The organism is Neobacillus sp. C211 (assembly GCF_051842875.1).
GTDB lineage: Bacteria > Bacillota > Bacilli > Bacillales > Cytobacillaceae > Neobacillus.
Genome location: NZ_JBPXRO010000018.1, coordinates 88,992 through 112,886, shown reverse-complemented (window position 1 = coordinate 112,886; position 23,895 = coordinate 88,992). Strand labels below are relative to the sequence as shown.

25 protein-coding genes, 1 pseudogene and 1 riboswitch are annotated in these 23,895 nt (G+C 36.7%); of the genes and pseudogenes, 15 read left to right on the top strand and 11 right to left on the bottom strand.

Translation table 11 applies throughout. The features are described from left to right. Positions 1-126: 126 nt before the first annotated feature. Positions 127-399, top strand: a pseudogene (locus ACSU6B_RS17715) (chromosome condensation regulator); the annotation flags it as partial. 157 nt (positions 400-556) lie between these two features. Beyond that, positions 557-994, top strand: a complete 438-nt coding sequence (locus tag ACSU6B_RS17710; protein WP_410887224.1) for a VOC family protein — start codon at positions 557-559, stop codon at positions 992-994. 471 nt (positions 995-1,465) lie between these two features. Here ACSU6B_RS17710 and ACSU6B_RS17705 read toward each other — a convergent pair whose 3' ends face one another. From ACSU6B_RS17705 to ACSU6B_RS17695, 3 genes are all read right to left on the bottom strand, one after another. Then, positions 1,466-2,098 carry a LysE family translocator gene (locus tag ACSU6B_RS17705; RefSeq protein ID WP_410887222.1) on the bottom strand — a complete coding sequence of 211 codons (633 nt, stop codon included), beginning with the start codon at positions 2,096-2,098 and terminating at the stop codon, positions 1,466-1,468. 205 nt (positions 2,099-2,303) lie between these two features. Further along, complete coding sequence (locus ACSU6B_RS17700; RefSeq protein WP_410887220.1) at positions 2,304-3,101, bottom strand: HAD family hydrolase; 798 nt, start codon at positions 3,099-3,101, stop codon at positions 2,304-2,306. Between the two features lie 47 nt (positions 3,102-3,148). Next, positions 3,149-3,295: a YjcZ family sporulation protein gene (locus ACSU6B_RS17695; protein ID WP_410887218.1), complete on the bottom strand. Its 147-nt coding sequence runs from the start codon at positions 3,293-3,295 to the stop codon at positions 3,149-3,151. A gap of 43 nt (positions 3,296-3,338) precedes the next feature. On the opposite strand from ACSU6B_RS17695, the gene ACSU6B_RS17690 reads away from it, so the two are divergent. Next, entirely contained in the window at positions 3,339-4,565 is a 1,227-nt protein-coding gene (locus ACSU6B_RS17690) for a phospholipase D-like domain-containing protein (protein ID WP_410887216.1), read from the top strand. A gap of 343 nt (positions 4,566-4,908) precedes the next feature. Here the strand turns inward: ACSU6B_RS17690 and ACSU6B_RS17685 are convergent, their stop codons facing one another. Next, positions 4,909-6,177, bottom strand: a complete 1,269-nt coding sequence (locus ACSU6B_RS17685) for an ATP-binding protein (RefSeq protein ID WP_410887214.1) — start codon at positions 6,175-6,177, stop codon at positions 4,909-4,911. 408 nt (positions 6,178-6,585) lie between these two features. Here ACSU6B_RS17685 and ACSU6B_RS17680 point away from each other — a divergent pair, with 408 nt between their 5' ends. Beyond that, positions 6,586-7,140, top strand: a complete 555-nt coding sequence (locus tag ACSU6B_RS17680; RefSeq protein WP_410887212.1) for a DUF3231 family protein — start codon at positions 6,586-6,588, stop codon at positions 7,138-7,140. A 235-nt stretch (positions 7,141-7,375) separates the two neighbouring features. On the opposite strand, the gene ACSU6B_RS17675 is transcribed toward ACSU6B_RS17680, so the two are convergent. The 3 genes from ACSU6B_RS17675 to ACSU6B_RS17665 form a co-directional block, all read right to left on the bottom strand. Beyond that, a complete protein-coding gene (locus ACSU6B_RS17675) occupies positions 7,376-7,828 on the bottom strand; it encodes a C40 family peptidase (protein WP_410887210.1) in 453 nt (150 codons plus the stop codon). Between the two features lie 532 nt (positions 7,829-8,360). Beyond that, entirely contained in the window at positions 8,361-9,521 is a 1,161-nt protein-coding gene (locus tag ACSU6B_RS17670; protein ID WP_410887208.1) for a GGDEF domain-containing protein, read from the bottom strand. Positions 9,522-9,537: 16 nt separating this feature from the next. Next, a riboswitch (cyclic di-GMP riboswitch) is annotated at positions 9,538-9,609 on the bottom strand. Positions 9,610-9,840: 231 nt separating this feature from the next. Continuing rightward, positions 9,841-10,353: a GNAT family N-acetyltransferase gene (locus ACSU6B_RS17665; RefSeq protein WP_410887206.1), complete on the bottom strand. Its 513-nt coding sequence runs from the start codon at positions 10,351-10,353 to the stop codon at positions 9,841-9,843. A 156-nt stretch (positions 10,354-10,509) separates the two neighbouring features. On the opposite strand from ACSU6B_RS17665, the gene ACSU6B_RS17660 reads away from it, so the two are divergent. The 3 genes from ACSU6B_RS17660 to ACSU6B_RS17650 all read left to right on the top strand — a co-directional run bounded on the left by ACSU6B_RS17660 (position 10,510) and on the right by ACSU6B_RS17650 (position 12,199). Further along, positions 10,510-11,031 (top strand): GNAT family N-acetyltransferase, encoded by a 522-nt coding sequence (locus ACSU6B_RS17660; RefSeq protein WP_410887204.1) that lies wholly within the window; start codon positions 10,510-10,512, stop codon positions 11,029-11,031. A 173-nt stretch (positions 11,032-11,204) separates the two neighbouring features. After that, the gene (locus tag ACSU6B_RS17655) at positions 11,205-11,816 is read left to right on the top strand and encodes an FMN-binding negative transcriptional regulator (RefSeq protein WP_410887202.1); all 612 of its coding nucleotides are present in this window, start codon (positions 11,205-11,207) and stop codon (positions 11,814-11,816) included. Between the two features lie 254 nt (positions 11,817-12,070). Then, complete coding sequence (locus ACSU6B_RS17650; protein WP_285290454.1) at positions 12,071-12,199, top strand: hypothetical protein; 129 nt, start codon at positions 12,071-12,073, stop codon at positions 12,197-12,199. Positions 12,200-12,735: 536 nt separating this feature from the next. On the opposite strand, the gene ACSU6B_RS17645 is transcribed toward ACSU6B_RS17650, so the two are convergent. The 3 genes from ACSU6B_RS17645 to ACSU6B_RS17635 form a co-directional block, all read right to left on the bottom strand. After that, positions 12,736-13,740, bottom strand: coding sequence for a DUF3231 family protein (locus ACSU6B_RS17645; RefSeq protein ID WP_410887200.1), 1,005 nt, complete (start codon positions 13,738-13,740; stop codon positions 12,736-12,738). Between the two features lie 166 nt (positions 13,741-13,906). Then, positions 13,907-14,257, bottom strand: a complete 351-nt coding sequence (locus ACSU6B_RS17640) for a DUF805 domain-containing protein (protein WP_410887198.1) — start codon at positions 14,255-14,257, stop codon at positions 13,907-13,909. 115 nt (positions 14,258-14,372) lie between these two features. After that, positions 14,373-15,656 carry a C40 family peptidase gene (locus ACSU6B_RS17635; RefSeq protein ID WP_410887196.1) on the bottom strand — a complete coding sequence of 428 codons (1,284 nt, stop codon included), beginning with the start codon at positions 15,654-15,656 and terminating at the stop codon, positions 14,373-14,375. A 363-nt stretch (positions 15,657-16,019) separates the two neighbouring features. On the opposite strand from ACSU6B_RS17635, the gene ACSU6B_RS17630 reads away from it, so the two are divergent. After that, entirely contained in the window at positions 16,020-16,175 is a 156-nt protein-coding gene (locus tag ACSU6B_RS17630) for a hypothetical protein (RefSeq protein ID WP_410887194.1), read from the top strand. Between the two features lie 214 nt (positions 16,176-16,389). On the opposite strand, the gene ACSU6B_RS17625 is transcribed toward ACSU6B_RS17630, so the two are convergent. Beyond that, the gene (locus ACSU6B_RS17625) at positions 16,390-17,187 is read right to left on the bottom strand and encodes an SGNH/GDSL hydrolase family protein (protein ID WP_410887192.1); all 798 of its coding nucleotides are present in this window, start codon (positions 17,185-17,187) and stop codon (positions 16,390-16,392) included. Positions 17,188-17,474: 287 nt separating this feature from the next. On the opposite strand from ACSU6B_RS17625, the gene ACSU6B_RS17620 reads away from it, so the two are divergent. The 7 genes from ACSU6B_RS17620 (at position 17,475) to ACSU6B_RS17590 (ending at position 23,891) form a co-directional block, all read left to right on the top strand. Further along, entirely contained in the window at positions 17,475-18,224 is a 750-nt protein-coding gene (locus ACSU6B_RS17620; RefSeq protein WP_410887190.1) for a YveK family protein, read from the top strand. Then, the gene (locus ACSU6B_RS17615) at positions 18,214-18,915 is read left to right on the top strand and encodes a CpsD/CapB family tyrosine-protein kinase (RefSeq protein WP_410887188.1); all 702 of its coding nucleotides are present in this window, start codon (positions 18,214-18,216) and stop codon (positions 18,913-18,915) included. The genes ACSU6B_RS17620 and ACSU6B_RS17615 overlap by 11 nt, the downstream gene beginning before the upstream one ends. A gap of 88 nt (positions 18,916-19,003) precedes the next feature. Continuing rightward, on the top strand, positions 19,004-19,768 hold the full coding sequence (locus ACSU6B_RS17610) for a tyrosine-protein phosphatase (RefSeq protein WP_410887186.1): 765 nt from the start codon (positions 19,004-19,006) through the stop codon (positions 19,766-19,768). A 324-nt stretch (positions 19,769-20,092) separates the two neighbouring features. After that, positions 20,093-20,986, top strand: coding sequence for a UTP--glucose-1-phosphate uridylyltransferase GalU (gene galU / locus ACSU6B_RS17605; RefSeq protein ID WP_410887184.1), 894 nt, complete (start codon positions 20,093-20,095; stop codon positions 20,984-20,986). 20 nt (positions 20,987-21,006) lie between these two features. Continuing rightward, positions 21,007-21,678 carry a sugar transferase gene (locus tag ACSU6B_RS17600; protein ID WP_410887182.1) on the top strand — a complete coding sequence of 224 codons (672 nt, stop codon included), beginning with the start codon at positions 21,007-21,009 and terminating at the stop codon, positions 21,676-21,678. 306 nt (positions 21,679-21,984) lie between these two features. Then, on the top strand, positions 21,985-23,130 hold the full coding sequence (locus tag ACSU6B_RS17595) for a glycosyltransferase family 4 protein (RefSeq protein ID WP_410887180.1): 1,146 nt from the start codon (positions 21,985-21,987) through the stop codon (positions 23,128-23,130). Next, positions 23,127-23,891, top strand: a complete 765-nt coding sequence (locus ACSU6B_RS17590) for a WecB/TagA/CpsF family glycosyltransferase (protein WP_410887178.1) — start codon at positions 23,127-23,129, stop codon at positions 23,889-23,891. The genes ACSU6B_RS17595 and ACSU6B_RS17590 overlap by 4 nt, the downstream gene beginning before the upstream one ends. Positions 23,892-23,895 lie beyond the last annotated feature (4 nt).

The window sequence follows — 23,895 nt, the reverse complement described above, 5'->3', positions numbered from 1 at the left end:
GGTGCTTGAGCGAAACAAGGAGTTGTAGTTGCGGCTCCTTTTGCTTGTTCCACTACCGTGCAGGTTAGTATGACAAGCAAAATTGATACTATTATAAAATAGGTCTTGTTTTCAAGGAGGTAAAACATGGATTACATTTCACCGAAAGAAGCGGCGTTAAATGTGAAACGGTGGCCTAAAGATACCATAGCAGCCGGTCGTCGTCATACCGTTGGTCTTAAATCTGACGGAACGGTGACGGCTGTGGGTGATAATAAATATGGCCAATGTGATGTAAGCGGCTGGCGCGATATTGTGGCGGTTGCGGCTGGTAATGTTCATATGGCGACGAACACGGGTAATGCTCATACAATCGGTCTTAAATCTGACGGTACTGTGGCGGCTGTGGGTTGGAATAAGATATTTACTCCCTTGCAGAAGATGTGAAGTAATGTACATAAACTAACTGACAGGTTTGTTGAAGAAGGATATTTCCTGTTTTAAGCGAATTAGAATTTAAACAAACCTTACACGAATACAGGTATTGAAAATAACAGGAACATAGGAGGTATGAGATATGAAGATCAATAGAATAGATCATGTGAGTATAAACGTAAATGATCTTTCAGAGGCTAAAGCGTTTTTTCTTGATTTAGGACTTGTAGTGCAAGCGGAATGGGAATTGGATGGAGAACAGTTGGACAGAATAGTTGGGCTTAGTGATGTTAAAACGGCATGTGTAGGATTGGGGATGCCAGATGGTCAGGCATGGATAGAGCTAGTCAAATTTTACACGCCATCAGATGAAAAAGATATTCAGCAACCCTTTGCAAATACGCTGGGTATCCGACATATTTGCTTTGCTGTTGAAGATATTGAAGCTATTGTTGCAAAATTGAAAAAGAGGGGCACGGAAATCTTTAGTGAGATACAGCAATATGAAGAAAGCTATAAGTTATGCTACGTTCGTGGTCCAGAGGGAATTATTTTAGAGTTGGCGGAGAAAATCAGATAAATATTGAATGGGACTTTAAATGATTTAGATTTCCAACTTTAAAGATTTCTTCTGAAACCATCGGGTGCGTTGCATGTAAATTGTAGTTTTGCATCTTGTTGAGCTGCGTAGACAGGAAGATGGCAGGGAGCTATATAACGTGGGAAAAGTTCAATAAGATTAAGTCGATTTTTCCTCTAGAGCGTCCTAAACTTTCGATTCCATTTTCGGAATTAAAGATGTACGCGAAACTGTGAAGCAATTTCTGAAGAGCCCGGTGCGGGAAATCCGCACGCCGGGTTCTGTGGGGGTTTGAGTCGCCAATTGGGCGACCTTTCTCCCCGGAGGGTGGAGTACAATTTACAGCAAGGTAGAAAGGCTCCCTTCTACTCGACTAGTTTAGCAAGATTGATTAAGATACTTTATTTCGGCAAAAAATAAGACCCTTTGATTTAGGGAAATCAAGGGTCGTACCTTATAAATAAAAATAAGCTAATTATGAGTCTTTTCAAGAGCTAGTTTTATACCAAAACCTATCAGTATAGTACCTGTGATACCTTCAATAATATCTTGTGTTTTAGGTTTTTTCATAAAAGAACTAATCTGATTAATTAAATAGACATAAAGTAAAAACCATACGGCAGTCAATACAGTATAAGTTATACCCATTATAAGAAACGGTATAAAGGTATTGCTTCCAGAGTCCACGAATTGAGGCAAAAAGGTTAAGAAAAAGACAGCAACTTTGGGATTTAGGATATTTGTAATAAACCCTTGTTTAAAACAAGATGTGTTTACAAACTGGCTTTTTGTTTTCATCTCAACGCTTGCTGTTTCTTCCTTTTTCTTCATTGACCATAAGGTCTTAACACCTAGATAAATTAAATAAACAGCGCCAACGTATTTGAAGACAGAAAATAATATTGCTGATTTCACAATGATGGCTGAAAGTCCTAATACAGCAGCAGAAGTATGGATAAGAAGGGCACAACAAGTACCTAGAGCTGTTTTAAGACCTCCGATTCTCCCAACGGTGACAGTATTTTTTGTAGCAATTGCAGTATCAGGACCGGGTAAAATAATTAGTAAAATACACATTAGGACAAACAGATAAAAATTTTCCATTTTAATATCACCTTTCTGATTATGATGAGTACTGATCACGTGATTCTTACATTGTATTATATATAAATCGTGTTATTAATTGAACATAAACCTTATTGATTTCTATCTAATTATAAAATATTGATGACAAAAAATGACAGGTATGAATCTAACGAAATAGATTACACCTGTCATTTTATATTACAAAAAGTTATTTTAAATAACCTTAAATCACATGTGATTCATATGATTTATGAAGATAACGTTCTATAAACTCAGCTAATCCATCATTTTCGTGGTGTCCTGTAACAAAATCAGCTGCTGCTTTAACCTCTTCGCTAGCGTTCCCCATTGCCACACCAGTACCGACATGACGAAGCATCTCTATATCATTGGGTCCGTCTCCAATGGCTACGACTTCATTTGGACTAATTCGAAATGCGCGAAGTAAGCTTTTTATAGCAGACCATTTGGAAACATTAGGAGCAACCATTTCAAACCCGTCATTCCAATTGATGACTTCTGCTTCCTTTTTAAACAAAGCGGATAATTCAGAACTTGGTCCACCTGTTCGAACACTATATTTAAGAACATCTTGATAATTTGCCAGTCTTAAATCTCCAATATACCGTGGCGGAATTTGCCCAACTGTTGTCCAATAATCGATTTCTTCATTTGTTTTCTTACAATAAAGCCCATTTGCTGTATGGATAATAACATTACAAGGATTTTCAGCGGTCAGACGGTGGAATCGTTCTTCGTTCAGTCGGACGGTTTTCATTTGCATAGCTCTTCCTGTCTCTGCATCATGAATAGCGGCACCATTCAAACAGATCATAGGAGTTCGTAATCCAATTTCTTTATGGTAAGGAGCGGTTACTTCATAGTGTCGACCAGTAGCTAGAAAAACCTTGACTCCCTGATTAATGAGCTTATAAATGGCTTCCATATTTCGGCGTGAAATGTTGTTTGAGGCTTTTAGTAGTGTACCATCCATATCAATAAATATTGCACGAACATTCATTTATACTGCCTCCTCATCGTTGATAAACCAATCCTATCATCTGAATATTAAAGCCTTGTAAACTCAGTGTATAGATTAAATAAAGTTTCAGGATGGGAAAAAACATTGATAATAAGTGGAATAAACAGTACAACAATTATTGCGAAACTTCCGCTCCATGGAGGGCTAACGGGATAGTTTTGTCCCGATAACAAAAACTAACAAAATGAAAACGATAATATATAAAGGAGATTAAATATGCTGAAAAAGATACGGAAAATCCTTCAAGTACTCCTATTTGTATTTTTCGGCGCATGTTTTGTTATGCTTCCTTGGAGTAATATTGACAGAACAGCAGCCGAAAAAAGGATGGTATTTGACCAGCAGCCCATCCAATACCCGATTCGTCAAAGTAATATTACTATGTATACGGACGGGAAACAGTTAGACAATCAATTATTCTCAGATATAAGGAAAGCAAAACATTACGTGTATATCAACTTTTTCTCTATTGCTGATGATAAAGTAAGTCATCAATTTCTAGATTTATTGAGACAAAAAAGCCAGGAAGGTATAGAAGTATATTATGCAGTGGACAGGCTGGGTGGAATTTTACTAAAGAAGAGGGAAAGAGAATTATTGGTTAAAGCAGGAGTGCATTTTACGTATTACAATAAGCCTGCTTTACCTTATCTTTTTGCTTCTTTGGATCGTCGGAATCATCGCCGTATTTCAATTATTGATGGAAGGATTGGGTACATTGGCGGATTTAACATCGGCAAGAAGTATTTAGGAGAAAAAGTAAAACTCGGTCACTGGAGAGATTATCACCTTCAAATACGAGGAGAAGGAGTTCAAGATCTAGAACATCAATTTGTGTTAGACTGGAAGAAAAACACAGAGCAACATATTCCTATACACAGCGCGACAAAGGAAAAGGGAGCAACCTCGCATCGATTTACTGCATATTATAGCGGAGAGAAACTTGGGCAAGATTATGCAATGCTGTTTCATCAAGCAAAAGAGTCCATCATTATAGTAACACCTTATTTTATACTAAATGACAGAACTATTTGGAACTCATTAGTGGATGCAAGAAAAAGAGGAGTTCGTGTTAAAATTCTGTTCTCACCTCATTCGGATGCACTGTTAGTTAAAGAGGCAGCGTATCCATATATTCGAAAAGCATTAAAACAGGGAATAGAAGTATACGGTTATAAAAAGGGAGTGATACACGGTAAAGTATTCTTGATTGATAAAAACGTATTGATGGTAGGGACCGTAAATTTTGATTCGCGCTCGTTTCATTTAAATGAAGAAATGAACTGCTATATCCATGACCCTGTCTTTATTTCTAAAATAAAGCCAGTCATCAATGAAGACATCCAAAATTCAAAGCGAGTAACCTCCTCTGACGTCAATCAATTATCTATAAAAGAAAAACTGAAAGAAAAATTTGCAAAAATGATTGAGTATTATTTGTAAAAACTAAGTATTTTTATTTTAAGGAGTAGTAGACTGCATTTTATTAGAATAAAGTAAATTACTGATACTAAAATAGAATGCTATGGAGAGGGAACATTGTTTCCTTCTCTTTTTTATAATTTTCGAAAAAGTTATCGAAGATGGTTAATAAACTAAACAGATCCTTTAATAAGTTAATAATTCTGTTTTTTTATATGATATAAAAGAAAAAGGTAATTCGTAACCATAAATCTGAATATCGAGAATGCTGGAACCACTGGCAAGCGCAAGTGTTACCAATTTATCTTTCTTTTTCGAAAGAGATCAAATATTCCTACAAAAAAATAAAGCTGGAAATCCGGCTTTATTTGTTTATTGCTTTCTCCATATTTGTTGGAAATAGTAACGTGATGCCTGTCCCTTTTCCCTGTTCGCTTGTTACACTGACTTTTCCCTTCATCGTCTCAACAATTCGGTAAACAACCATCATACCAAGACCCGTCCCTTTGGTATCTTTCGATGAAAAGTACGGCTCCCCGAGCCGATTTTTCTGTTCTTCGTTCATGCCGATGCCTTCATCTTTAATGGTGATTTTAATGGTGGAATCTTTTTGAAAACAAGTAATCGTCAGCTCTCCACCGTTTGGCATTGCTTCAATACCGTTTTTAAGGATGTTAATCAACACCTGCTGGAACAGTCCTTTATTTCCCTTCAGGCTGCAAGCGATGATTTCCTTTTTCAATTGCACACCGTTCATGCTGGCAAGCGGCTCGATAAGATGCAAAGATTTTTCGATTTCTTCCTTTATCTCCAATTCCTCCATATTTTCCGGTGCAGGCTTGGCAAACGTCAAATAATCGCGGATGATGCTATCCGCCCTGTCCAACTCTTGCAGAGCGATACTGATGTATTCCTTTTGTCGCTCATCGGCATCTTTCATCTCGCAAAGAAGCTGCATGAATCCTCTTGCCGTCGTGAGGGGATTCCTCACTTCGTGGGAGATGCTCGCTGCCAAGTGGCTGACCACTTCCATTTTTTCCATTTTCACGACCCTGCTCATTAAAGCATGCTGCTGCCGTACGGTTTCAAGAATATAGCCAAAGACATAAAGTCCACCGGTTTGGCTGAAAATATAAGCGAGACAGAAAAGGGCGGTATAGGAAATATGGTAAAAATAATACACGCATGCCAACCACCAGATGCTGATAAACAGCATGAACGCGGCAAGAAAGAGCAGTCTCTCTTTCATCGCAAGAATTTGAAAGCGGTTTCGAAACAGGGTGAACAGTAGACAAAAAAGCAGAACCGTTGAAATAGTGAGCCATAAATAATCGTTGCCCTCCAGAAACCGCAGGACAAGGAACAGGAATAGGAGGAAAAACCAAACTCTGATAAATCTCATGGCATAGAAACTCCCAAAAGCCAGAGGGATTAGACTCAGGTTAAAGATGAATCCGTTTCCCAATTCGATGGGAAATAGGATGTTCGTTGCGATCATCACACCAATCATCACGAAAACCGCTCTTTCGATTTGAAGCTGCTCAATATTCCTTTTATATAAGGTGTATTGTAGAAATAGGATATTGAACAATATAGCGAGTATATTAATCAAAACATGAGTGGTGTTTTCCATTCTAGATGTCTCTCTCTTTCGACAATATATTTCTCTAAAGATTTCGAGTTTTAAATATAAATTAAAGAGTGATTTTAATACCTATCATTACGTTAATTATATTTGAATTTACATCTAATGAAAAATTAATAAAACTTAACACATTGTTAGTAAAACTGATAAGTAGGATTTTTCCTGCTCCCTTCACGGAGGAATTAAAATTAATTAGACAATGACCATTAAACGAGCATAGCGAACTGAACTTTTAATAAATTTGTTACTTCCTTATCAATAGAGGAAATCGACTTTTTTAGGTTGAAATTTGTATTTTTGACAAAATTCCCAAAATGTTGGTGAGTACTCCCTGTATAAAAAATCTTTCTATACAAAGAATATGTATAGTTTACTACCAGATCAGGAGGGAGTCCCATGGTAAATATAATGGAAACAATCATGGATGCCATGAAATCACTGACAGTTCAAGACGAAGACCAACCTCTTCATGTCGGAGAAGTGATGTCATGCTGGATTTACTTAGCTGGACTTGAATTAGCCAAAGTATCTGTTCAAGCAGGTATTAATACCACGACGGATGATGAACTAAAAGCAATACTTGAAGAAGATATGAAACTAGGGGCCAGTCAAAGGGAACGGCTCCATGATTTCATGATTAAGGAAGGAATTACGTTACCTCCTGCCCCTGAAGATATGCCAAAATCAGACCCTAACAGTATTCCACTTGGTGTTAGATTAACGGATGATGTGATTGCAAACGAATTATCTTTAAAAATCATTAGTTTAATTATGCGTGCTGCTGGTGCTGCTTCCGAATCAATTCGTACAGATGTCGGTTTATTGTTTATTCAGTTTCAAGCAGAGAAATTTGCTTTCGCAACTAGATTAAAACATTTAATGCGCAAACGCGGATGGATTAAGGTGCCACCGTTTTACGTTCCACATGGTTCCCAAAAGCCATTAAGTTAGGGGTAGCGTAGTGGGCAAGAACACACTAAACTCTCCCAAGGCTAGAAGAACCTGAAAAATACTAATAAAAAATATTAAGTTTTATGCAAAATAATTAATCTATTTGTTAAGCTAACGGGGGATTTAGTTTAAAAAAGAAAAAGCCTGTATCGATGATAACTTAGTTATCATCAATACAGGCTTTTAAATTTAATACTTATTGATACTTATCTATAGTTAACTTCCTAGATGGTCTTTAAACGCGTTTTGTCCCAATATATCTTGGATGCCAATATGGGTTGTTTGTGCTTGTAATCATGACTCCTTTTGATGAAGAAGACATAATCATTTTACCATTACCGATATACATGGCAACATGTGTCGGGCGACTTGCTTTGGTTGGAGCAAAGAACATTAAATCTCCTGGCTGGATATAATTATAGATACGATATCCGTTTCCATAGAACATTTGAGCCGCTGTACGGTTTAGCGTTCTTCCAGCTTTTGCATAGGAATATTTAACAAGTCCTGAACAATCAAAGCCATATTGTGACATTCCGCCCCAACGATAAGGTACTCCTAAATTAGACTTTGCAACCGAAACTGCTTTTGAATTATAATATGCTGCTTCCGCTTTATCACCCATGTTAGCAAACAAAGAGCCGCAAGAAACGATAATGACAAATGCTAGAATGAATTTCTTTAGCATGATTGTTACCTCCTAGTGTGATTTGATAGTTTAAATATACTAGGAAGGTGTAACAGTGACATCACAGCCAAATTACAATTTCATTACAAAGTTATATTGGTATAATTTGTATGCTTGTCTCCTTTGTTTAATAAGAAAATCTAACTAACGGTGCTCTAATGTCACAGATGTTTTAATTATTTATTCAGGTATAAATAATTTAATTTTTGGAATTTTTGTATTATAATGGTAGCGTAAAAAATTTTAAGTGGGTGAATAGTGTGCCGTTGTATCAGATGAAGGAAATTTGGACACCGTTGAAATTTATTAATATTAAATTCTTTAAAAGTGAAAACAGACAATTTTTTGTGAAAATTTGGAATGGTCGCAGAAAGAAAATTAGGTTCCTTTAAGACAGTTGGCATAGCCCCATCTGTTTTTTTTATTAGAAGGGGACCGCAATATAACTAACGGAGTTCTTTAGTTACAATGTGGGAGCCTATTGCGACATTTAGCCCTTCTTTAACTTGTCAAATAAATAAAGCTAATCCACTTAAATAATATTAGGGAGTAGCTTTCTTTCACTATATTTACTATATGATTCAACTCGATTGCGACCTTTTTGTTTTGCCTGATATAGTGCCCTATCTGCTTCACGGATTAAATCCTTTGGATTAGAATTAAAATCTGGAATTATTGTAGCAGCGCCAACACTGACTGTAAGGAATTTACTAACATTAGACCCGACATGAGGAATATGTAACTCTTCAACGGTAGAGCGTATTTTTTCTGCCACAATACAAGCATCATTTATAACTGTTTCCGGCAAAATGATTGCAAACTCTTCACCGCCATAGCGAGCAACTGAATCTGTTCGTCGCTTAATGGTCTTCTCTAAAATACTTGCTACTTGTTTTAAGCATTCGTCACCGCCCATATGACCATATGTATCGTTAAACTCCTTAAAAGAATCAATATCCATCAAGATTAGCGATAGTGGTTTACTTGAGTGTACAGCCTGTCTCCATTCTCGAATCAAAGATTCATCAAAATAACGACGATTAGCAATGCCTGTTAATCCATCTCTATTCGAAAGATCTTCCATCTCTTGATAAGCTTCTATAAGGTGCTGTTCAGCTACCTTTCGTTCAGTAATATCAGTTACCATTCCAATGACATAGGATAATTCATCATTTTTTCCAGGAAATAGAGATGAAGTTACTTTACCCCAAACCAATTGTCCGTCCTTACGATAATAACGCTTTTCTAATTGATAATGGTCGATTTTTCCTTCCAATAATTCATTCAAGAGTCCCAAACTTATAGTAGTATCATCAGGATGACTAATATCACCAAAAGTCATATTTCGTAATTCTTTCTCACTATACCCAAGCATATCTTGTAACTTTGGATTAGCCATAACAGGTCTGCTGTTTTTATCCAAGAGAGTAATACCAATAGGCGATTTCTCATATATAACTTGAAACTGTTCATTAATTCTTTGTAATTCCTTACTTTGAATCCTATCTTTTTCCATAAATAATTTCACTTTGTCAAACTGTTTACCACACCACCAAGCGAGTGTTAGCATTATTGGCAAACCTATAAATTCAATAGTATCAACGTATCCATCTCTAGAAAAATAATAGGTTATATACAAACAATTAGTAATTAGAACAAGAATAAACGCAGTTATGCTTCCTTTATATTTCATTTTCATCACTTATCCTGTAATAAACTCTTTTATCTTTTGACCTGTAGCTTTGCGTCCCAGTCTTTCGAAAGGTTTGCTTTTAACTAATTAACGAATTAAAGAATTAAAGCTCATAGTACAATGGTAATATATGTTTTCTAATAAACAAATAAATATAATTCTAAAAAGTTCGACATTAATTGACAGGAACGTTGATTTAACAATAAAAAAAGCAATGCGCTATCTAAAGCATTGCTTTTATAAATGTTTTTATAGTTGCGGGTACTCCAAATGAGAACGGCTTAATATGAACTGTAGGTATTTTCTATTGAAAACCTACTTAAAAATCAACCCCAAACAACTTAAGCTCCTCCGGATCATGAGCGAGCACAATCATCTCTTCAAACTTCATTCCGACCTTTTCAAGCAGTCTCGATGACCCATCATTGTCCTCAGAGGTAATCGCTACAATCCGCTTCAGACCCAGTTGTTCCCTTCCATAGATAAGCGTCGCTGAAGCTGCCTCAAAACCATAACCTTTAGTTTGAAACCTTGATAAAAAAGCAAAACCAAGATCGACATCCTCTAAAGAATCGCGTTTAATCAATCCGCAAATCCCAATCGGGGTCCTTCCTTCATCTTTTAGCTCCGTCATATAAAGACCAAAGCCCAGCCGGGAGTACATCTCCATCGGTCCCGTTACAATGTAGTTCCTAGCATCCTCTAACGTCCGCACCCCTCGATCACCGATGAACCGTATCCAAGAAGGATCATTCAAAAGCTCGAGAATAAACGCGGCATCATCTTGCGTTAACCAGCGAAGGATCAACCGTTCCGTTTCAATCACTTTCAACTAAATACACCTCATTTTATAGTTATTGATGATAAAATCATAACTAAGTCAAACTATATCATGTATCCTGGAAAGGAAGACGCTATATCAACTACCATATCCAAACACCATCTTAAAGGATGAATAATCACAGAGCAAATTAGAGAGGAGAGCAAAATGACGACTAATTTTATAAAATTAACTGAACCTACCTCAAACATCGTTGAGGTGTTTAATCGTTGGGAAAACGACCCAGCATTAATTCCGTTGACTCGCCCGAACCAAAACCAATCGGAAATGGAACGTCGTGATGAAATGTCCCTGGAGGACTTAACCAAACGCTTGGAAGACCATCATATCTATCTTATCTATCTCAATGACCAGTTAATCGGTGAAATGAACTATGTGGTCGATCCAAACTATCTCTACAAAAAAGAGCCTGGGACCGCTTGGATCGGAATCACTATTGGTGAATCCGAAGGACGAGGCAAAGGGATTGGTTATCTAGCGATTCAATATATGGAGGAACAGATTAAGAAGCAAGGGCTGAAGCGGATTGAATTAGGCGTGTTTGAATTTAACAAACAAGCACAGAAACTCTATCAGAAGCTAGGCTACAAAGAAATTGGCCGGATCGAAAAATTTACATATTGGCAAGGTAAAATGTGGACGGATATTCGAATGGAGAAGTATCTATGACACAGAAAGAGTTGTAGGTCGATTGCTGCTAATAATATGGATGAATACTATTTGTAGGGTAAAAAAACGTATGAATATAGTTTGGTTTCGATAGATATACATAAGCACAGGCACCTAAAACGAAATAGATTGGCATTAAGTGGTATTAAAAGATGAAACGAGGGAGAATCATTATGTATATACCTAAACATTTTAAAATCGATGATGAAGATATTATTTATGAATTTATGGAAAAGTACAGCTTTGCAACTTTGTTTTCTCAGCATAATGGAGAACCGTACGCTACTCATCTTCCGCTGATCGTAAATAAAGATGAACGATCTTTAAATGGTCATTTTGCACGACCGAACGAACAATGGAAAGATGTTGAAAATCAACAAGTTCTTGTGGTTTTCCACGGGCCACACTGTTATATTTCACCTTCTTGGTATGAAACCACTAAGGCAGTGCCTACTTGGAATTACGTATCTATCCATGTATATGGAAAGATGGAGATCATCGAAGATAGTAAGATAATATTCAATTCTTTAAATGATATGGTCATTAAATATGAAAGCCCAGATAGTCCATATAATTTAAAAGAAGTAGAACCGAGTTTTATCGAAGGAATGAGTAAAGGAATTGTACCGTTCAAAATAAAAATTACAAAAATAGAAGCAAAAGCTAAATTAAGTCAAAATCATCCTGAGGAACGACAAGAACTGATTATCAAGCATCTTGAAAGTACTTCCAATCAAAATAATCTACAAGTAGCATCCCTTATGAGGGAAAATATCCAAAAATAAGATTAAATCGATCGTTATCTTGTTGATTGATCTAAGGAGACTGTTAAAAAGCAGTCTCTTTTCTATTTATGTATACGTATGTGAAATTTTGTATTTTATTTATAGAATAAATCTCATGGAAAAAAAGAACTATAAAATTAGCTGCTAAAAATGTATGTCTTAGGAAGCAAACGAGCCTTCCTATGTTATTTCAACCTGTGGCTTATTTGAAACTTCAAGGAAAATCTACGCATGATGACAAAGGAGGAAATACAATGACAAACCGTAATAACAATCGAAATCAGCCCCATACTGGAAGTAATAAGGCAGATACAGAATTTGGAGGCGAGCTGACACAAAGTAAAAAAGCTAGGAAACAAGCGGCAAGAGATAGTAAAAAATAGTTAAGTGAAATGGATAACCATCGTCTAAGGAATGGTTATCCATTTTATTCTGTCTTGATGCTTTTACTTCCTGCGTTATCGACATCCCCCGGCTAATGGAGAATAGGCATGAACACCAATCCCGATCGATGCCTCCGTGTGAATCATCGACAGAGTGTCCACATCGGTCAGTACAGACAGTACGGACAGGAAATTTTTAAAAAATGTACTCGATCTTCGTTTCCTATACCTCACGCGAGGCTGGGACCAATCCTTGGCTTCGAGATAAATTCCAGACTCAGAAAACTCGATACTGCAATTGAATTGTTCGCGTGTATCAATCCTGGATACTGCAAAGGAAATCTCACGATTTCCTCCAAAACAAAAACCACCCTTTGTAAAAGAGCGGTTAAAAAACAGGTCTTATATGTGTGAATGACAAAAATTATCATTTAGCTTAGCACCTTTCGTCACCAGTTACCCCAGTTGTCTTTGTAGGTTAGCTTGTGGAACAACTAGTGAATCAAGATTTTTCGGGGGTTGACAGGCACAACTTACTATTTTTCTTGTGCAATCTCTTTTCGATTAGGTGCAAGAGGCGGTTGTTCGAGCCATTTATTTTGGACCATAATATTAAACCATTTCTTCGTTACCATAAGATTTTTTAGAATCGTCTTCTCATAAGCAGCGACAAGGTCTGTTCGCATGGCAGAGGCTAATCCTGTTCCGTGATAGTTTTGGGCTGCTTGAAACAAGAAACCGATATGATACAACATTAGCTTATCGGTAAAAGGAGAGTCGGTTGAATCCGTTACTTCTGTTTCCCATGACTTCGGAGCAGGTAAATTATCCGTTTGCATAATTTTTGAAAACGTTTTTATTTGTTGGTCCGCAACTTTTTCGGCCTCCTCTAAAAATTTCCTTACTTCTTTTGATTGTGCGACTTGACTGAATGCGATGGAAAGAGTTTTTGCCATAATACTTTTCTTAAGATTGAAAGAAATACTGATGATTTCTGTCGCTGTTAACGTTCGACCCTTTCCGAAAAATCCATCCAAGAAATCGTTGCTGGACACATACTCAGGGTTTTTAGCTGGATAAAATAAAGGGTCTCGCTGAAAATTTCCTTTCTCAAGCAATAACTCAATCGTTTGATGATACATTCTTTTCCCGTCATTATCACACGCGTCGTAAAAATACCGTAAATCCTTTCTTACAGAGACGCCTAATGAAGTGGAATGTCCGAGCAGCCCATGTAATGTCATGATATGTAAATAGTTGAGGCAAAATATATCCGTGAACAACCGCTGTTTCCCTTTATAAAGATCAGATTCAGTAAATCCAATCGGAACTGGAAATCCCTCGTTTTCTAAAAAAGTAACCATTTGTTCCCTTTGTATTCCGAAAGTCTCGATTGCATCCTCAAAAATGGCTTTGATTGCCGCGTCCTCAATAATAGTCAACATATATCGATTGATAATATCCACGGCTGTTCCATTGACATACTCTCCCCATAAAGTCCCTATTTCGGAAGATGTGAGTTTTAGATTATCCTTTTCCATGCTGTCACCTCTAGGATATTATTTACCAATTCAGCAAAAGTATGAAATATTATTGGATTTATACTTACTTCTTTTTGAAACTTAGGGACTTCTTTTTTTATATTTTAAGGATAAATTTCATGCCTCCAAAACAAAAACCGCCCTTCATAAAAAGGCGGTTAAAAAACTAGAACGTGGCTTTAGGGTTTGGCCCAAATTGGTTGTCATCGGCTTGGCTATCCATACACATAAAGACAATTAGGACAATCGCACCGATAAAAGGAATCAGAGCAATTAATATCCACGCGCCGCTTCTGCCGGTATCATGAAGTCTGCGGAAGGTCACAGCTAATCCTGGTAACAGGACAGCCAAGGAATAAAGCCCATATAAAAATGGGTCTGTTCCTAAGACTCGGTCTAACACGGTTAGGACAATCATTGCAATTGCATTGAATAGATAAAACATCCAGTATTCTTTCCGTCGTGCTCGTCCTGAAAAGCCTACATACTGCTTTAATACTTTCAAATACCAATCCATTAATGAGCCCCCTTAGTTGACCATGATATGATTAAAACATATTTACTATTGCTTTATTAGTTTAGTATTCTTTGAGAATCTTAAGAACTAAAAATTCGGACTAAATGTAAAATTGTTAATAAAATCTTTTAAAGCTCTCGAAGTGGGCTTGGTAATAAGGGCTTTGCAAATTGGAAATCATTACGCCTGAATCATTGGCGTGGATGAATTGGTTGTTGCCGAGGTAAATTCCCAAATGAGAAATACCTTTTTTATATGTATTTTCGAAAAAGACAATATCACCCGGTTTTGGCGTATCGACATAATAAGTACGGTCATAGAAGCCTGCAGCTGAAGTACGGCTAATCTCCATCCCTGATTGCTTGGCAGCATAATAAACAAACCCGCTGCAGTCAAAGCCAGCCGGAGTACTGCCGCCCCAGACATAAGGAACACCGATTTGTTTCTTGGCACTCGCGATTATCTTCGGCGCGAAATCAGAGTCAACCGTTGGTTCAGTCTTCGGCCCGGTCACAGTCACAGTCGCAGTCGCAGGAACCTTCAGCTTTTGGCCGACAAAAAGTCGATCAGAGCTTAGTTTATTGAGCGCCATTAATTCCTTGACGGTAAGCTGATAGTGCCCAGCGATTCCCCCAAGCGTATTCCCGCTTTTAACGATATAATCCGTCACTTCCGTCTGTACAACAGGTAGTGAAGTAGCCGGTGTTTTCGGCGGTGTGGTCGTCACGGGCGGCTTCGATGTGGCAGGTTTCACAGGAGCTACTGGAGCCTTCTGGGCTGGAACCTTAATCTTTTGGCCAACATAAATCATGTCGGATTTTAGGCTGTTAAGTGACTTCAAATTGCTCACCGTTGTTTTATGGTTCCCAGCAATCTTGCCAAGATAGTCGCCTCTTTTTACGGTATAGACACTGGTCGCTGTTGTAGTTGTCTGCGGTTTGGCTGCAACTGTTTTCGGCTTTACCGTTTGCGTAGTTGGGTTCGTAGCTGGTTTTACTGTGGTAGCTGTCTGTTTAGGGGCTGCCACCGTGAGCCTTTGCCCGATATGAATAATCGTCGTATCAAGCTTGTTCCACAGCTTTAGTTCACCAACAGTCACGTGAAAACGGTTGGCAATCTTAATTAAGGCATCACCTTTTACAACGGTGTAAGTGGCTGGCTGTGAAGCTTGAGCCTGTTTGCTAGCTACTGTAATCTTGAGCATTTGATTGACGGAGATAAAATCCGATTTCAATCCGTTTGCTGATTTTATATCTTTGACACTCGTATGGTATTTTTGAGCGATTTTCGATAAGCTATCGCCTTTTTGGACCTTGTATGTATCGGCCAGGGCAGTTCCTGCAAAAACGGTCGAAAGCAGGGCAGCTGTCGATAAGGCGCGAACAATGGTTTTCTTCATCTAGCAAATCACCTCTTTTTCTACACATTTTTTTAATTTTACCATAGTTTGCTAGTGTTTCGGTGAAAAAATTGTAAATCTTTCCTGATTTGATAGCGAAAAAGGCGATATTAGCGGAATTATCAATCAATTTAGCGAATTTAATAGAAAATCACCGCGATACTAGCGCCAGAATGGAAGTAACCTCCCAGTAATATACTCCTAAACCTATACCCCCTTTTCAGCTGACATCATTCCAAAGACCTAAAAACAATCTTTTACAAATTTCACTTAATTTCAACATAATCCTACTAAAAGGACATATACATCTTGCAATGGTTCTAGTAAAATAAGGAATTATAATAAACATAAGGAGGACGAGAGGTGGAGTTGAAGAAGGGGACTAATAGAGTCAATGTTGATAATTTCTCAGAGATCGTGAGAAAGGCATACGAAACGGGAAAAAGTGAGAATGGAATCACCCCAGAAAAACTAATTGCAGACTTAACAGCAGACCTGAAAAAGTTGATGGTCGGCTAATCACATATATAAACAAAGGGCTGTCGAAACAAAACTCGACAGCCTTTTGTTAGTTGAAGAATACGATAAAAAATCCTAGTTTCTTCTATTATATAGTGTATTAATATTGGTAACGTTTGCATCTGGTAAACAATAAACTAAATTCCACTTTAATAGGGTTGGCCTGTTTTTAAATAGCTTTGATCTTGCGATCACCTGAATAAAAAGCGATTCATTATTCTGATTCGTTCTTGCTGTTAGTTAAAAATTTCAGTATGTACTCACTCCACAATTGGTCGCCTTTTACATTTGGGGCACTCATGTCAGGTTGGAGATAGTCTTTCATTGCTACAGTATTTGAATCAGGCCATGCTGTCCAATGGTCGAGATAGGTAAGTTGCTTTTCCTGTGCATACTTCTTTAACTCGGCTACCTGGTGTGGGTAGATTTCTGCTTGATAAAGCGGGAAGGATGGCTGCAGGATAAAGGCTGTTTCAGGTTTGTCCGCTTGAATGTCATCAATAATCTCAGATGTATTTTGTAAGGTATCTTTAATTAGTACTTCCCCATTATTCTTTTGAATAAACGGCTCAAATATAATTAAATCTGCATTCACTGCCGCAATTTCCGCTTGTTTCTTCTGATAAAGAAATTGAGTGGATGTTAAGTTAAAGGTTTTGAGCTCTACTTTGATATGCTGCTCGCCAAATGTTTTGATTAGCTTCTCCTTAATGAGTGGAAAAGAACCAGCCGTCTCAGAACCAATCGCAGGAGAACCAGCAAAGAGAATTGTAAACGGCTTGTCCTCTTTTAAGGATTGCTTAAATTGATCTACGGCGTTGGCAGGCCAATTACTAGTGAGATTGAGTAATTCCTGTTCTTCAGGGTTCTGATCATCTATCTTGGATGTGGATGACTGATGAAATGGTTTGCTTTTTGCCGTTGCTTGGCGTTCTTGGTCCCAATGGGATTGACCTAAATAGAGCGTAATAAGGAATCCGACGGCTAATAATGCCGTTAAAAATTTCAGCATAACGATAGATACCCCCAAAAATAGATTGCATAACAATTATAGCAGAAGGGAATCGAAAATTTTCTCCATTTCGATTTTAATCTACAAATATTTACAAGGAAGTATTCATATTAGTTTAGCTAGTTAACAAAAAAGAAATTACTGCCAAATAGTCATTTGCTCTTCAAATTTCTGTAAAAAGGGTGTTTAATAGATAGAGTAATAATTAATTAGACAAAAAAACCAAAAAGATGACAATTTATGATATAATTAACAACGTTTTGTATCGTAATATTTAGGAGGCCCAAATGGAAGAGACAATTAGTTTAAAAGAACTGCTTGAAACATTAAAAAAACGATTGCTATTAATCGTGTCGATAACCTTAGTTGCTGCAATTGTTAGTGGAGTGGTAAGTTACTTTTTCTTAACCCCGATTTATCAAGCTTCTACACAAATTCTTGTGAACCAAAAGAAAGATGAACAATCTTTATACAACTCGAATCAAGTACAAACAAACCTTCAATTAATTAACACCTATAATGTAATCATTACAAGTCCGGCAATATTAGATAAGGTTTCAGAAGAACTTGATTTAAACCTGACGGCTGCACAATTAAAAGGAAAGATAACAGTGGGCAGTGAAAAGGATTCGCAAGTTGTCAACTTGTCGGTTCAGGATCCCAATGCAGATGTAGCCGCACAAATTGCTAACAAAACGGCGGAAGTATTCAAAAAAGAAATAAAGAATATCATGAATGTTGATAATGTAAGCATCTTAGCTAAAGCAGATATTACTGAAAACCCTAATCCAATTAAACCAAGACCATTATTAAATGTCGCAATTGCGATCGTTGTTGGGTTAATGGCTGGTGTCGGACTTTCATTCTTACTTGAGTACTTTAATAACACGATTAAAAACGAACAAGATGTTGAAAAAATCTTAGAACTTCCAATCTTAGGCGTGATTGCAACGATTGATGATCAAAAGATGGAAGAAGCGGCAGCACGTCGTGGAACTAAAAAATCAACAGTAAGAGGTGAGACACTTGGCTCTTAAAAAGAAAAAACTTACCAGTAAAGATGCAAGTCGTAAGCTTGTGACGGCGATCGATCCGAAGTCACCAATTTCGGAGCAATACCGGACGATTCGGACAAATATCCAGTATTCCTCGATTGATCAAGAAATAAGATCAATCATGGTTACTTCTTCAGGACCTGCTGAAGGGAAGTCAACGACTGCTGCCAATCTTGCGGTTACATTTGCACAGTTGGGTAAGAAAGTTTTACTTGTTGATGCCGACCTTCGTAAACCAACAGTTCACCATACTTTTGGTGTGAATAACTTGTTTGGCTTTACGACTGTATTAACAAAGCAAAGGGCACTTGAAAAAACGGTGCTTGAAACAGGAGAGCAGGATTTATATATCCTGACGAGTGGACCGATTCCGCCTAATCCTGCTGAGTTATTAAGCTCAAAATCAATGGAACAATTTATTGAGGATGCAAAGGCTGAATTCGAATATATTATTTTCGATACCCCACCATTATTAGCGGTAGCTGACCCGCAGATCCTTGCCAATCAGTGTGACGGTTCAATTTTGGTTGTGTATAGTGAAAAAACAGAAATCGATCAAGCAAAAAAGGGAAAAGAATTGCTTGAAAATGCCCAAAGCAAGCTACTTGGTGTGGTTTTAAATCATAAAGAAGTTCAAAATAGTGATTATTATTATTATTATGGATCCAAGTGACAAGTTTCGACAAATTCCTCCCACTCTAAGTGATACTATTAAAAAAGTTGTTGAAAAATAACAGTTTATTGGAAAAGGTGTGTGACCAATGATTGATGTACATTGTCATATCTTACCTAGTATTGATGACGGGGCAAGGGATTTGTCGGAAAGTATTGAAATGGCAAAGAAGGCTGTCGAACAAGGGATTCATACGATTGTTGCTACACCACATCATTTGAACAACCGTTATGAAAATCCTAAACAGACAATTATTGATAGAGTCAAAGAATTAAACAAGATATTACTAGATGAAAAGATAGATTTAAACGTACTTCCAGGTCAGGAAACACGGATATACGGGGAAATGGCTGAAGGCTATGAAAGAGGCGAAATCCTACCAATCGATAACACACAATATGTATTGGTAGAGTTTTCGTCTAGCCATGTTCCGAGATACACGGAGAAGTTGTTTTATGATTTGCAGACGAAGGGGCTTATTCCAGTGATTGTTCATCCGGAAAGGAACCAGGAAATCATTGAACGCCCAGAACGTCTATATCAGCTGGTAGAAAAGGGAGCGTTAACTCAGGTTACAGCTGCTAGTGTTTGTGGGGATTTCGGGAAAAAGATTAAGACATTTTCTCTGAAATTAATTGAAGCAAATCTCACCCACTTTATTGCGTCGGATGCTCATAATACGAGCAATCGTACGTTTAAGATGAAGGAAGCATTCGATATTATTCAAGCAAAGTATGGAAATGACATGGTGTATTTGTTTGAAGAAAATGCGGAGCTTGTGATAGATGGTAGTCATGTTTACAAGGAAGTACCGGAGAGAATTAAGAAGAAGAAGTTCTTTAACATTTTTTAACCGACTAAGCCGATAAGAGTTTGCAGATTACCATTTAACAACTTTATCAGGCTAATACTGCCTGATCGGCGAGGCTCCCTGCCCGTTATCGATGGGGGCACTCGATTGTGCTGTGGGTCTCTCAGAGGACCTTAGACGCATGTCGTCAAAAGCATGATGTGAGGCCGGGTTAGATGCCCGATTTAAATAAAACAATAAATACCTAATGAAAGATTAAGTGTGAAAGCACTTGCAATTCCATTAGGTATTTATTTTTTGCCCATAGCGCTTTAGTTAGTGAAAGTGTTTATTAGATAAGCGAAATATTATTTGGGGGTATACAAGATGAAAAGAGTAAGAAAAGCAATCATTCCAGCTGCAGGGCTAGGGACAAGATTTCTGCCTGCAACAAAAGCAATGCCAAAAGAAATGCTACCAATTGTTGATAAGCCTACTATACAATACATAGTGGAAGAGGCGGTTGCAGCTGGTATTGAAGACATTATCATCGTCACTGGTAAAGGAAAACGTGCGATTGAAGACCATTTTGACAATGCGATGGAGCTTGAACAGAATTTAATAGAAAAAGAAAAGTATGATCTATTAGAAAGAGTTCAGTATGCTACGAATCTAGCAGATATCCATTACATCCGCCAAAAAGAACCAAAAGGCCTCGGACATGCGGTCTGGTCTGCTCGTAACTTTATTGGCAATGAACCTTTTGCCGTTCTGTTAGGTGATGACATTGTTCAGAGCGAGACACCTTGCTTACGTCAATTGATTAATCAGTATGAAGAAACATTCTCTTCAGTAATTGGAGTGCAACAAGTAGCTGATAATGAAACACACCGTTATGGGATTATCGACCCTTCATACCAAGAAGGTCGTCGTTACCAAGTGAGTAACTTCGTTGAAAAACCAAAACAAGGAACAGCTCCTTCTAACTTAGCGATTATGGGCCGTTACGTCCTAACACCAGAAATCTTTATGTTCCTTGACCGTCAGGAAAAAGGGGCAGGTGGAGAGATTCAACTAACAGATGCGATTCAACGACTAAATGAGATTCAACGTGTGTTTGCATATGATTTTGAAGGAAAACGTTATGATGTTGGTGAAAAGTTTGGCTTTGTCAAGACAACGGTTGAATTTGCACTGCAGCACGAAGACCTCCATGATGAAATGATAGATTACTTGAGAAGTCTAGTTTCTTCATTAGATAAAGAAAAAGTAATGTTATAGAGAGAAGGAAGGGGTCAAAGTTGTCTAATTTGGCAAATCAAGAAGTATCTTATTTAGAAAACCAGAAGTTACCTGTTAATGATAGAAAAACATACTTATTAACAAAAAGATTAATTGATATTTTCGGTTCCTCATTTGGAATTATTCTCTTAGGTTTTCTTTTTATTATTATAGCCATTTTAATCAAATTGGAAGATCCAAAGGGAACCATTCTGTTTTCACAAAAAAGAATTGGGTTAAATGGAAAAGAATTTAAAATGTATAAATTTCGTTCGATGATATCTAATGCGGAGGAAAAGTTACAAGAACTGTTAAAGCATAATGAAGTATCTGGTGCCATGTTTAAAATGAAGGATGACCCAAGGATAACAATAATTGGGAAGTTTATTAGGAAAACGAGTATTGATGAATTGCCCCAGTTATTTAATGTGTTAAAAGGGGATATGAGTTTAGTTGGACCGCGGCCACCACTTCCAAGAGAAGTTGCATTGTACACTGAATATGATAAGCAACGATTAGTTGTAGTTCCAGGCTGTACTGGTCTTTGGCAAGTGAGTGGTAGAAATAGTATTGGTTTTAAGGAAATGGTAGAACTTGACCTTAAATATATCCATACAAGATCGTTATTGTTTGATATCAAAATTATTTTAAAAACAGTTTTAGTATTATTTGGTACAAAGGACGCATTTTAAGAACAGTAGTAAGTGTTCAAGTTTGTTAGGAACAATCTAGTAAACTTGAACACTTATTATTTTGTATTAATTTTGGGAATAACACATATTAATTTGTGATTGAACAAAGATTGGGATGGTTTACAATTTACTCATTAAAAATAGTATACAAATTTGCATTGAGGATTTATGTAAATTACTATGGCAAACGTAATTTCCTCTAATTATTAATTGCTGCTAACGTTAAGATAAATTCGTAAGTGTTATCCTGTTCCATTGTCAATATCACAAAATGTGGTGATGAATCTTAATAGAAGAGATGATGAAATGAAGTTAGTAATTGATTTAACAATAATAAAAAATATTAACCAAATAACTGGTATTGAAAGAGTTGCTTTGGAATCTTCCAAATATGTTATAGAAAAATTAGCAAGTTTTGAGGAAAACTCATTGCATATTATCTGTTCAAAAAAGGGATCTATGTATATTAAGAGAGAGTTTCAAAATCATATTAGTAAAAAGAATATAAAATTTTATAGCAGTCCTTATACTAATAGAATTTTTACTGATCAACTTTGGTTACCGTTTATTATTGATACTATAAAACCTGACAATGTCTATTATACTACTTTAGGCATTCCAATTATTAATAAATATCCTTTTTGCTTTATAATTCATGATGCAGTAGCATGGGCAATACCGGATACTATTTCAAAAGGAATGAAATATTACTATAGACCTTTATTGGAAAGAGCAGTAAAAAATAGGATGGTAAAAAAGGTTATAACTGTTTCAAATTTTTCTAAGAAGGAAATCGTTAATTATCTAAAAGTTGATGAGTCCAAAATAGTTGTTAACCACTTAGGGGTCTCTAATAAATTCAATTTTAGTAACAGAATGAAGGATGAAGTCCAAATAAGTAGAAATCCTATAATTAATACAAGTAAAGATTATATTATTACCATTGGGACATTAGAACCTCGGAAAAATCTCCAACGTTTAATTGAGGCATTTAGGATATTAAAACAAGAATATGGGTACTCTGGATCCTTGATGATTGTTGGGAGAGAGGGATGGTTAAACAGCTTAGTCATTCACGAGGATATTAAGGATTATGTCATCTTTACAGGATATGTTAAGGATATTGACCTGTATACACTATTGAAAAAGGCGCAGGTTTATGTATTTCCGTCCCTATATGAAGGGTTTGGGTTACCGTTAGTTGAAGCAATGCAACTAGGTATCCCTATTGCTTCCTCGAACAGTGGCTCCTTACCAGAGGTGGGACAGAGTGCATGTGAATACTTTGATCCCTACGATATAGACGATATGGCAGCTAAAATAAATATAATTCTTTCAGTAAATGGTAAAAAGGAAGAGTATAGTAAAATGGGTTTAACAATTGCTAAAAATTACACATGGGAAAAGCATGGGAAGAGACTTCTAAATGCTATTTTAGGAGAGACAATATGAAAAAAGAATTATTGTTTGGTGAGTACTTTGTTAAAGCAAATTTAGATGAGTTTATCAATGAACTTTCTAATATTGTAGTTAGTGGAAAAAGGGTTCATGTGCATACAGTAAACGTAGACCATTTAGTAATTGCAGAGGAAAACTACAAATTTAAGGACGTAATGAGAAAGGCAGAATATGTAATTGCAGATGGTATGCCGATAGTATGGTATTCCAAATTAGTGAAAAAACATCTACCTGAGAGAATTACCGGCGTTGATTTGTGTTACTCCATTATTAAAAACTCAAATACAATGGGGTTTAAGGTATTTTTGTTAGGTGCACAAGATGGGGTAGCGCAGAAAGCGAGAGAGAACTTATTAAAAGTTTATAAGGATGCTGAAATTGTTGGCGTATATAGTCCTAATCCTAGTGAATTAGTCAATGAAAAAGAGTCTTATAATATTATTGACATGATAAACAAAAGTGGTGCTAACGTTTTATTTGTGGCATTGGGTGCACCCAAACAAGAATTATGGATATATCAAAATCTTTCTAAATTAGAAACTAATATTAATATAGGAGTGGGAGCAACGTTTGACTTTATGTCAGGAAGTATAAAAAGAGCCCCTAAATTAATACAAAAGTCAGGTTTAGAATGGTTATATAGGATTTCACAAGATCCCAAGAGACTTATTATTAGATATTTAGTAAAAGATATACGATTTATTAAAATAGTTATTAAGGATTTGTACAAAAATTATGTATGTAAACCCGAATAGGATT

Coding starts and splice junctions, on each gene's coding strand:
- ACSU6B_RS17710 (WP_410887224.1), top strand. CDS start 557: ATGAAGATCAATAGAATAGATCATGTGAGTATAAACGTAAATGATCTT.
- ACSU6B_RS17705 (WP_410887222.1), bottom strand. CDS start 2,098: ATGGAAAATTTTTATCTGTTTGTCCTAATGTGTATTTTACTAATTATT.
- ACSU6B_RS17700 (WP_410887220.1), bottom strand. CDS start 3,101: ATGAATGTTCGTGCAATATTTATTGATATGGATGGTACACTACTAAAA.
- ACSU6B_RS17690 (WP_410887216.1), top strand. CDS start 3,339: ATGCTGAAAAAGATACGGAAAATCCTTCAAGTACTCCTATTTGTATTT.
- ACSU6B_RS17685 (WP_410887214.1), bottom strand. CDS start 6,177: ATGGAAAACACCACTCATGTTTTGATTAATATACTCGCTATATTGTTC.
- ACSU6B_RS17680 (WP_410887212.1), top strand. CDS start 6,586: ATGGTAAATATAATGGAAACAATCATGGATGCCATGAAATCACTGACA.
- ACSU6B_RS17675 (WP_410887210.1), bottom strand. CDS start 7,828: ATGCTAAAGAAATTCATTCTAGCATTTGTCATTATCGTTTCTTGCGGC.
- ACSU6B_RS17670 (WP_410887208.1), bottom strand. CDS start 9,521: ATGAAATATAAAGGAAGCATAACTGCGTTTATTCTTGTTCTAATTACT.
- ACSU6B_RS17660 (WP_410887204.1), top strand. CDS start 10,510: ATGACGACTAATTTTATAAAATTAACTGAACCTACCTCAAACATCGTT.
- ACSU6B_RS17655 (WP_410887202.1), top strand. CDS start 11,205: ATGTATATACCTAAACATTTTAAAATCGATGATGAAGATATTATTTAT.
- ACSU6B_RS17650 (WP_285290454.1), top strand. CDS start 12,071: ATGACAAACCGTAATAACAATCGAAATCAGCCCCATACTGGAAGTAAT.
- ACSU6B_RS17645 (WP_410887200.1), bottom strand. CDS start 13,740: ATGGAAAAGGATAATCTAAAACTCACATCTTCCGAAATAGGGACTTTA.
- ACSU6B_RS17640 (WP_410887198.1), bottom strand. CDS start 14,257: ATGGATTGGTATTTGAAAGTATTAAAGCAGTATGTAGGCTTTTCAGGA.
- ACSU6B_RS17635 (WP_410887196.1), bottom strand. CDS start 15,656: ATGAAGAAAACCATTGTTCGCGCCTTATCGACAGCTGCCCTGCTTTCG.
- ACSU6B_RS17625 (WP_410887192.1), bottom strand. CDS start 17,187: ATGCTGAAATTTTTAACGGCATTATTAGCCGTCGGATTCCTTATTACG.
- ACSU6B_RS17620 (WP_410887190.1), top strand. CDS start 17,475: ATGGAAGAGACAATTAGTTTAAAAGAACTGCTTGAAACATTAAAAAAA.
- ACSU6B_RS17610 (WP_410887186.1), top strand. CDS start 19,004: ATGATTGATGTACATTGTCATATCTTACCTAGTATTGATGACGGGGCA.
- galU (WP_410887184.1), top strand. CDS start 20,093: ATGAAAAGAGTAAGAAAAGCAATCATTCCAGCTGCAGGGCTAGGGACA.
- ACSU6B_RS17595 (WP_410887180.1), top strand. CDS start 21,985: ATGAAGTTAGTAATTGATTTAACAATAATAAAAAATATTAACCAAATA.
- ACSU6B_RS17590 (WP_410887178.1), top strand. CDS start 23,127: ATGAAAAAAGAATTATTGTTTGGTGAGTACTTTGTTAAAGCAAATTTA.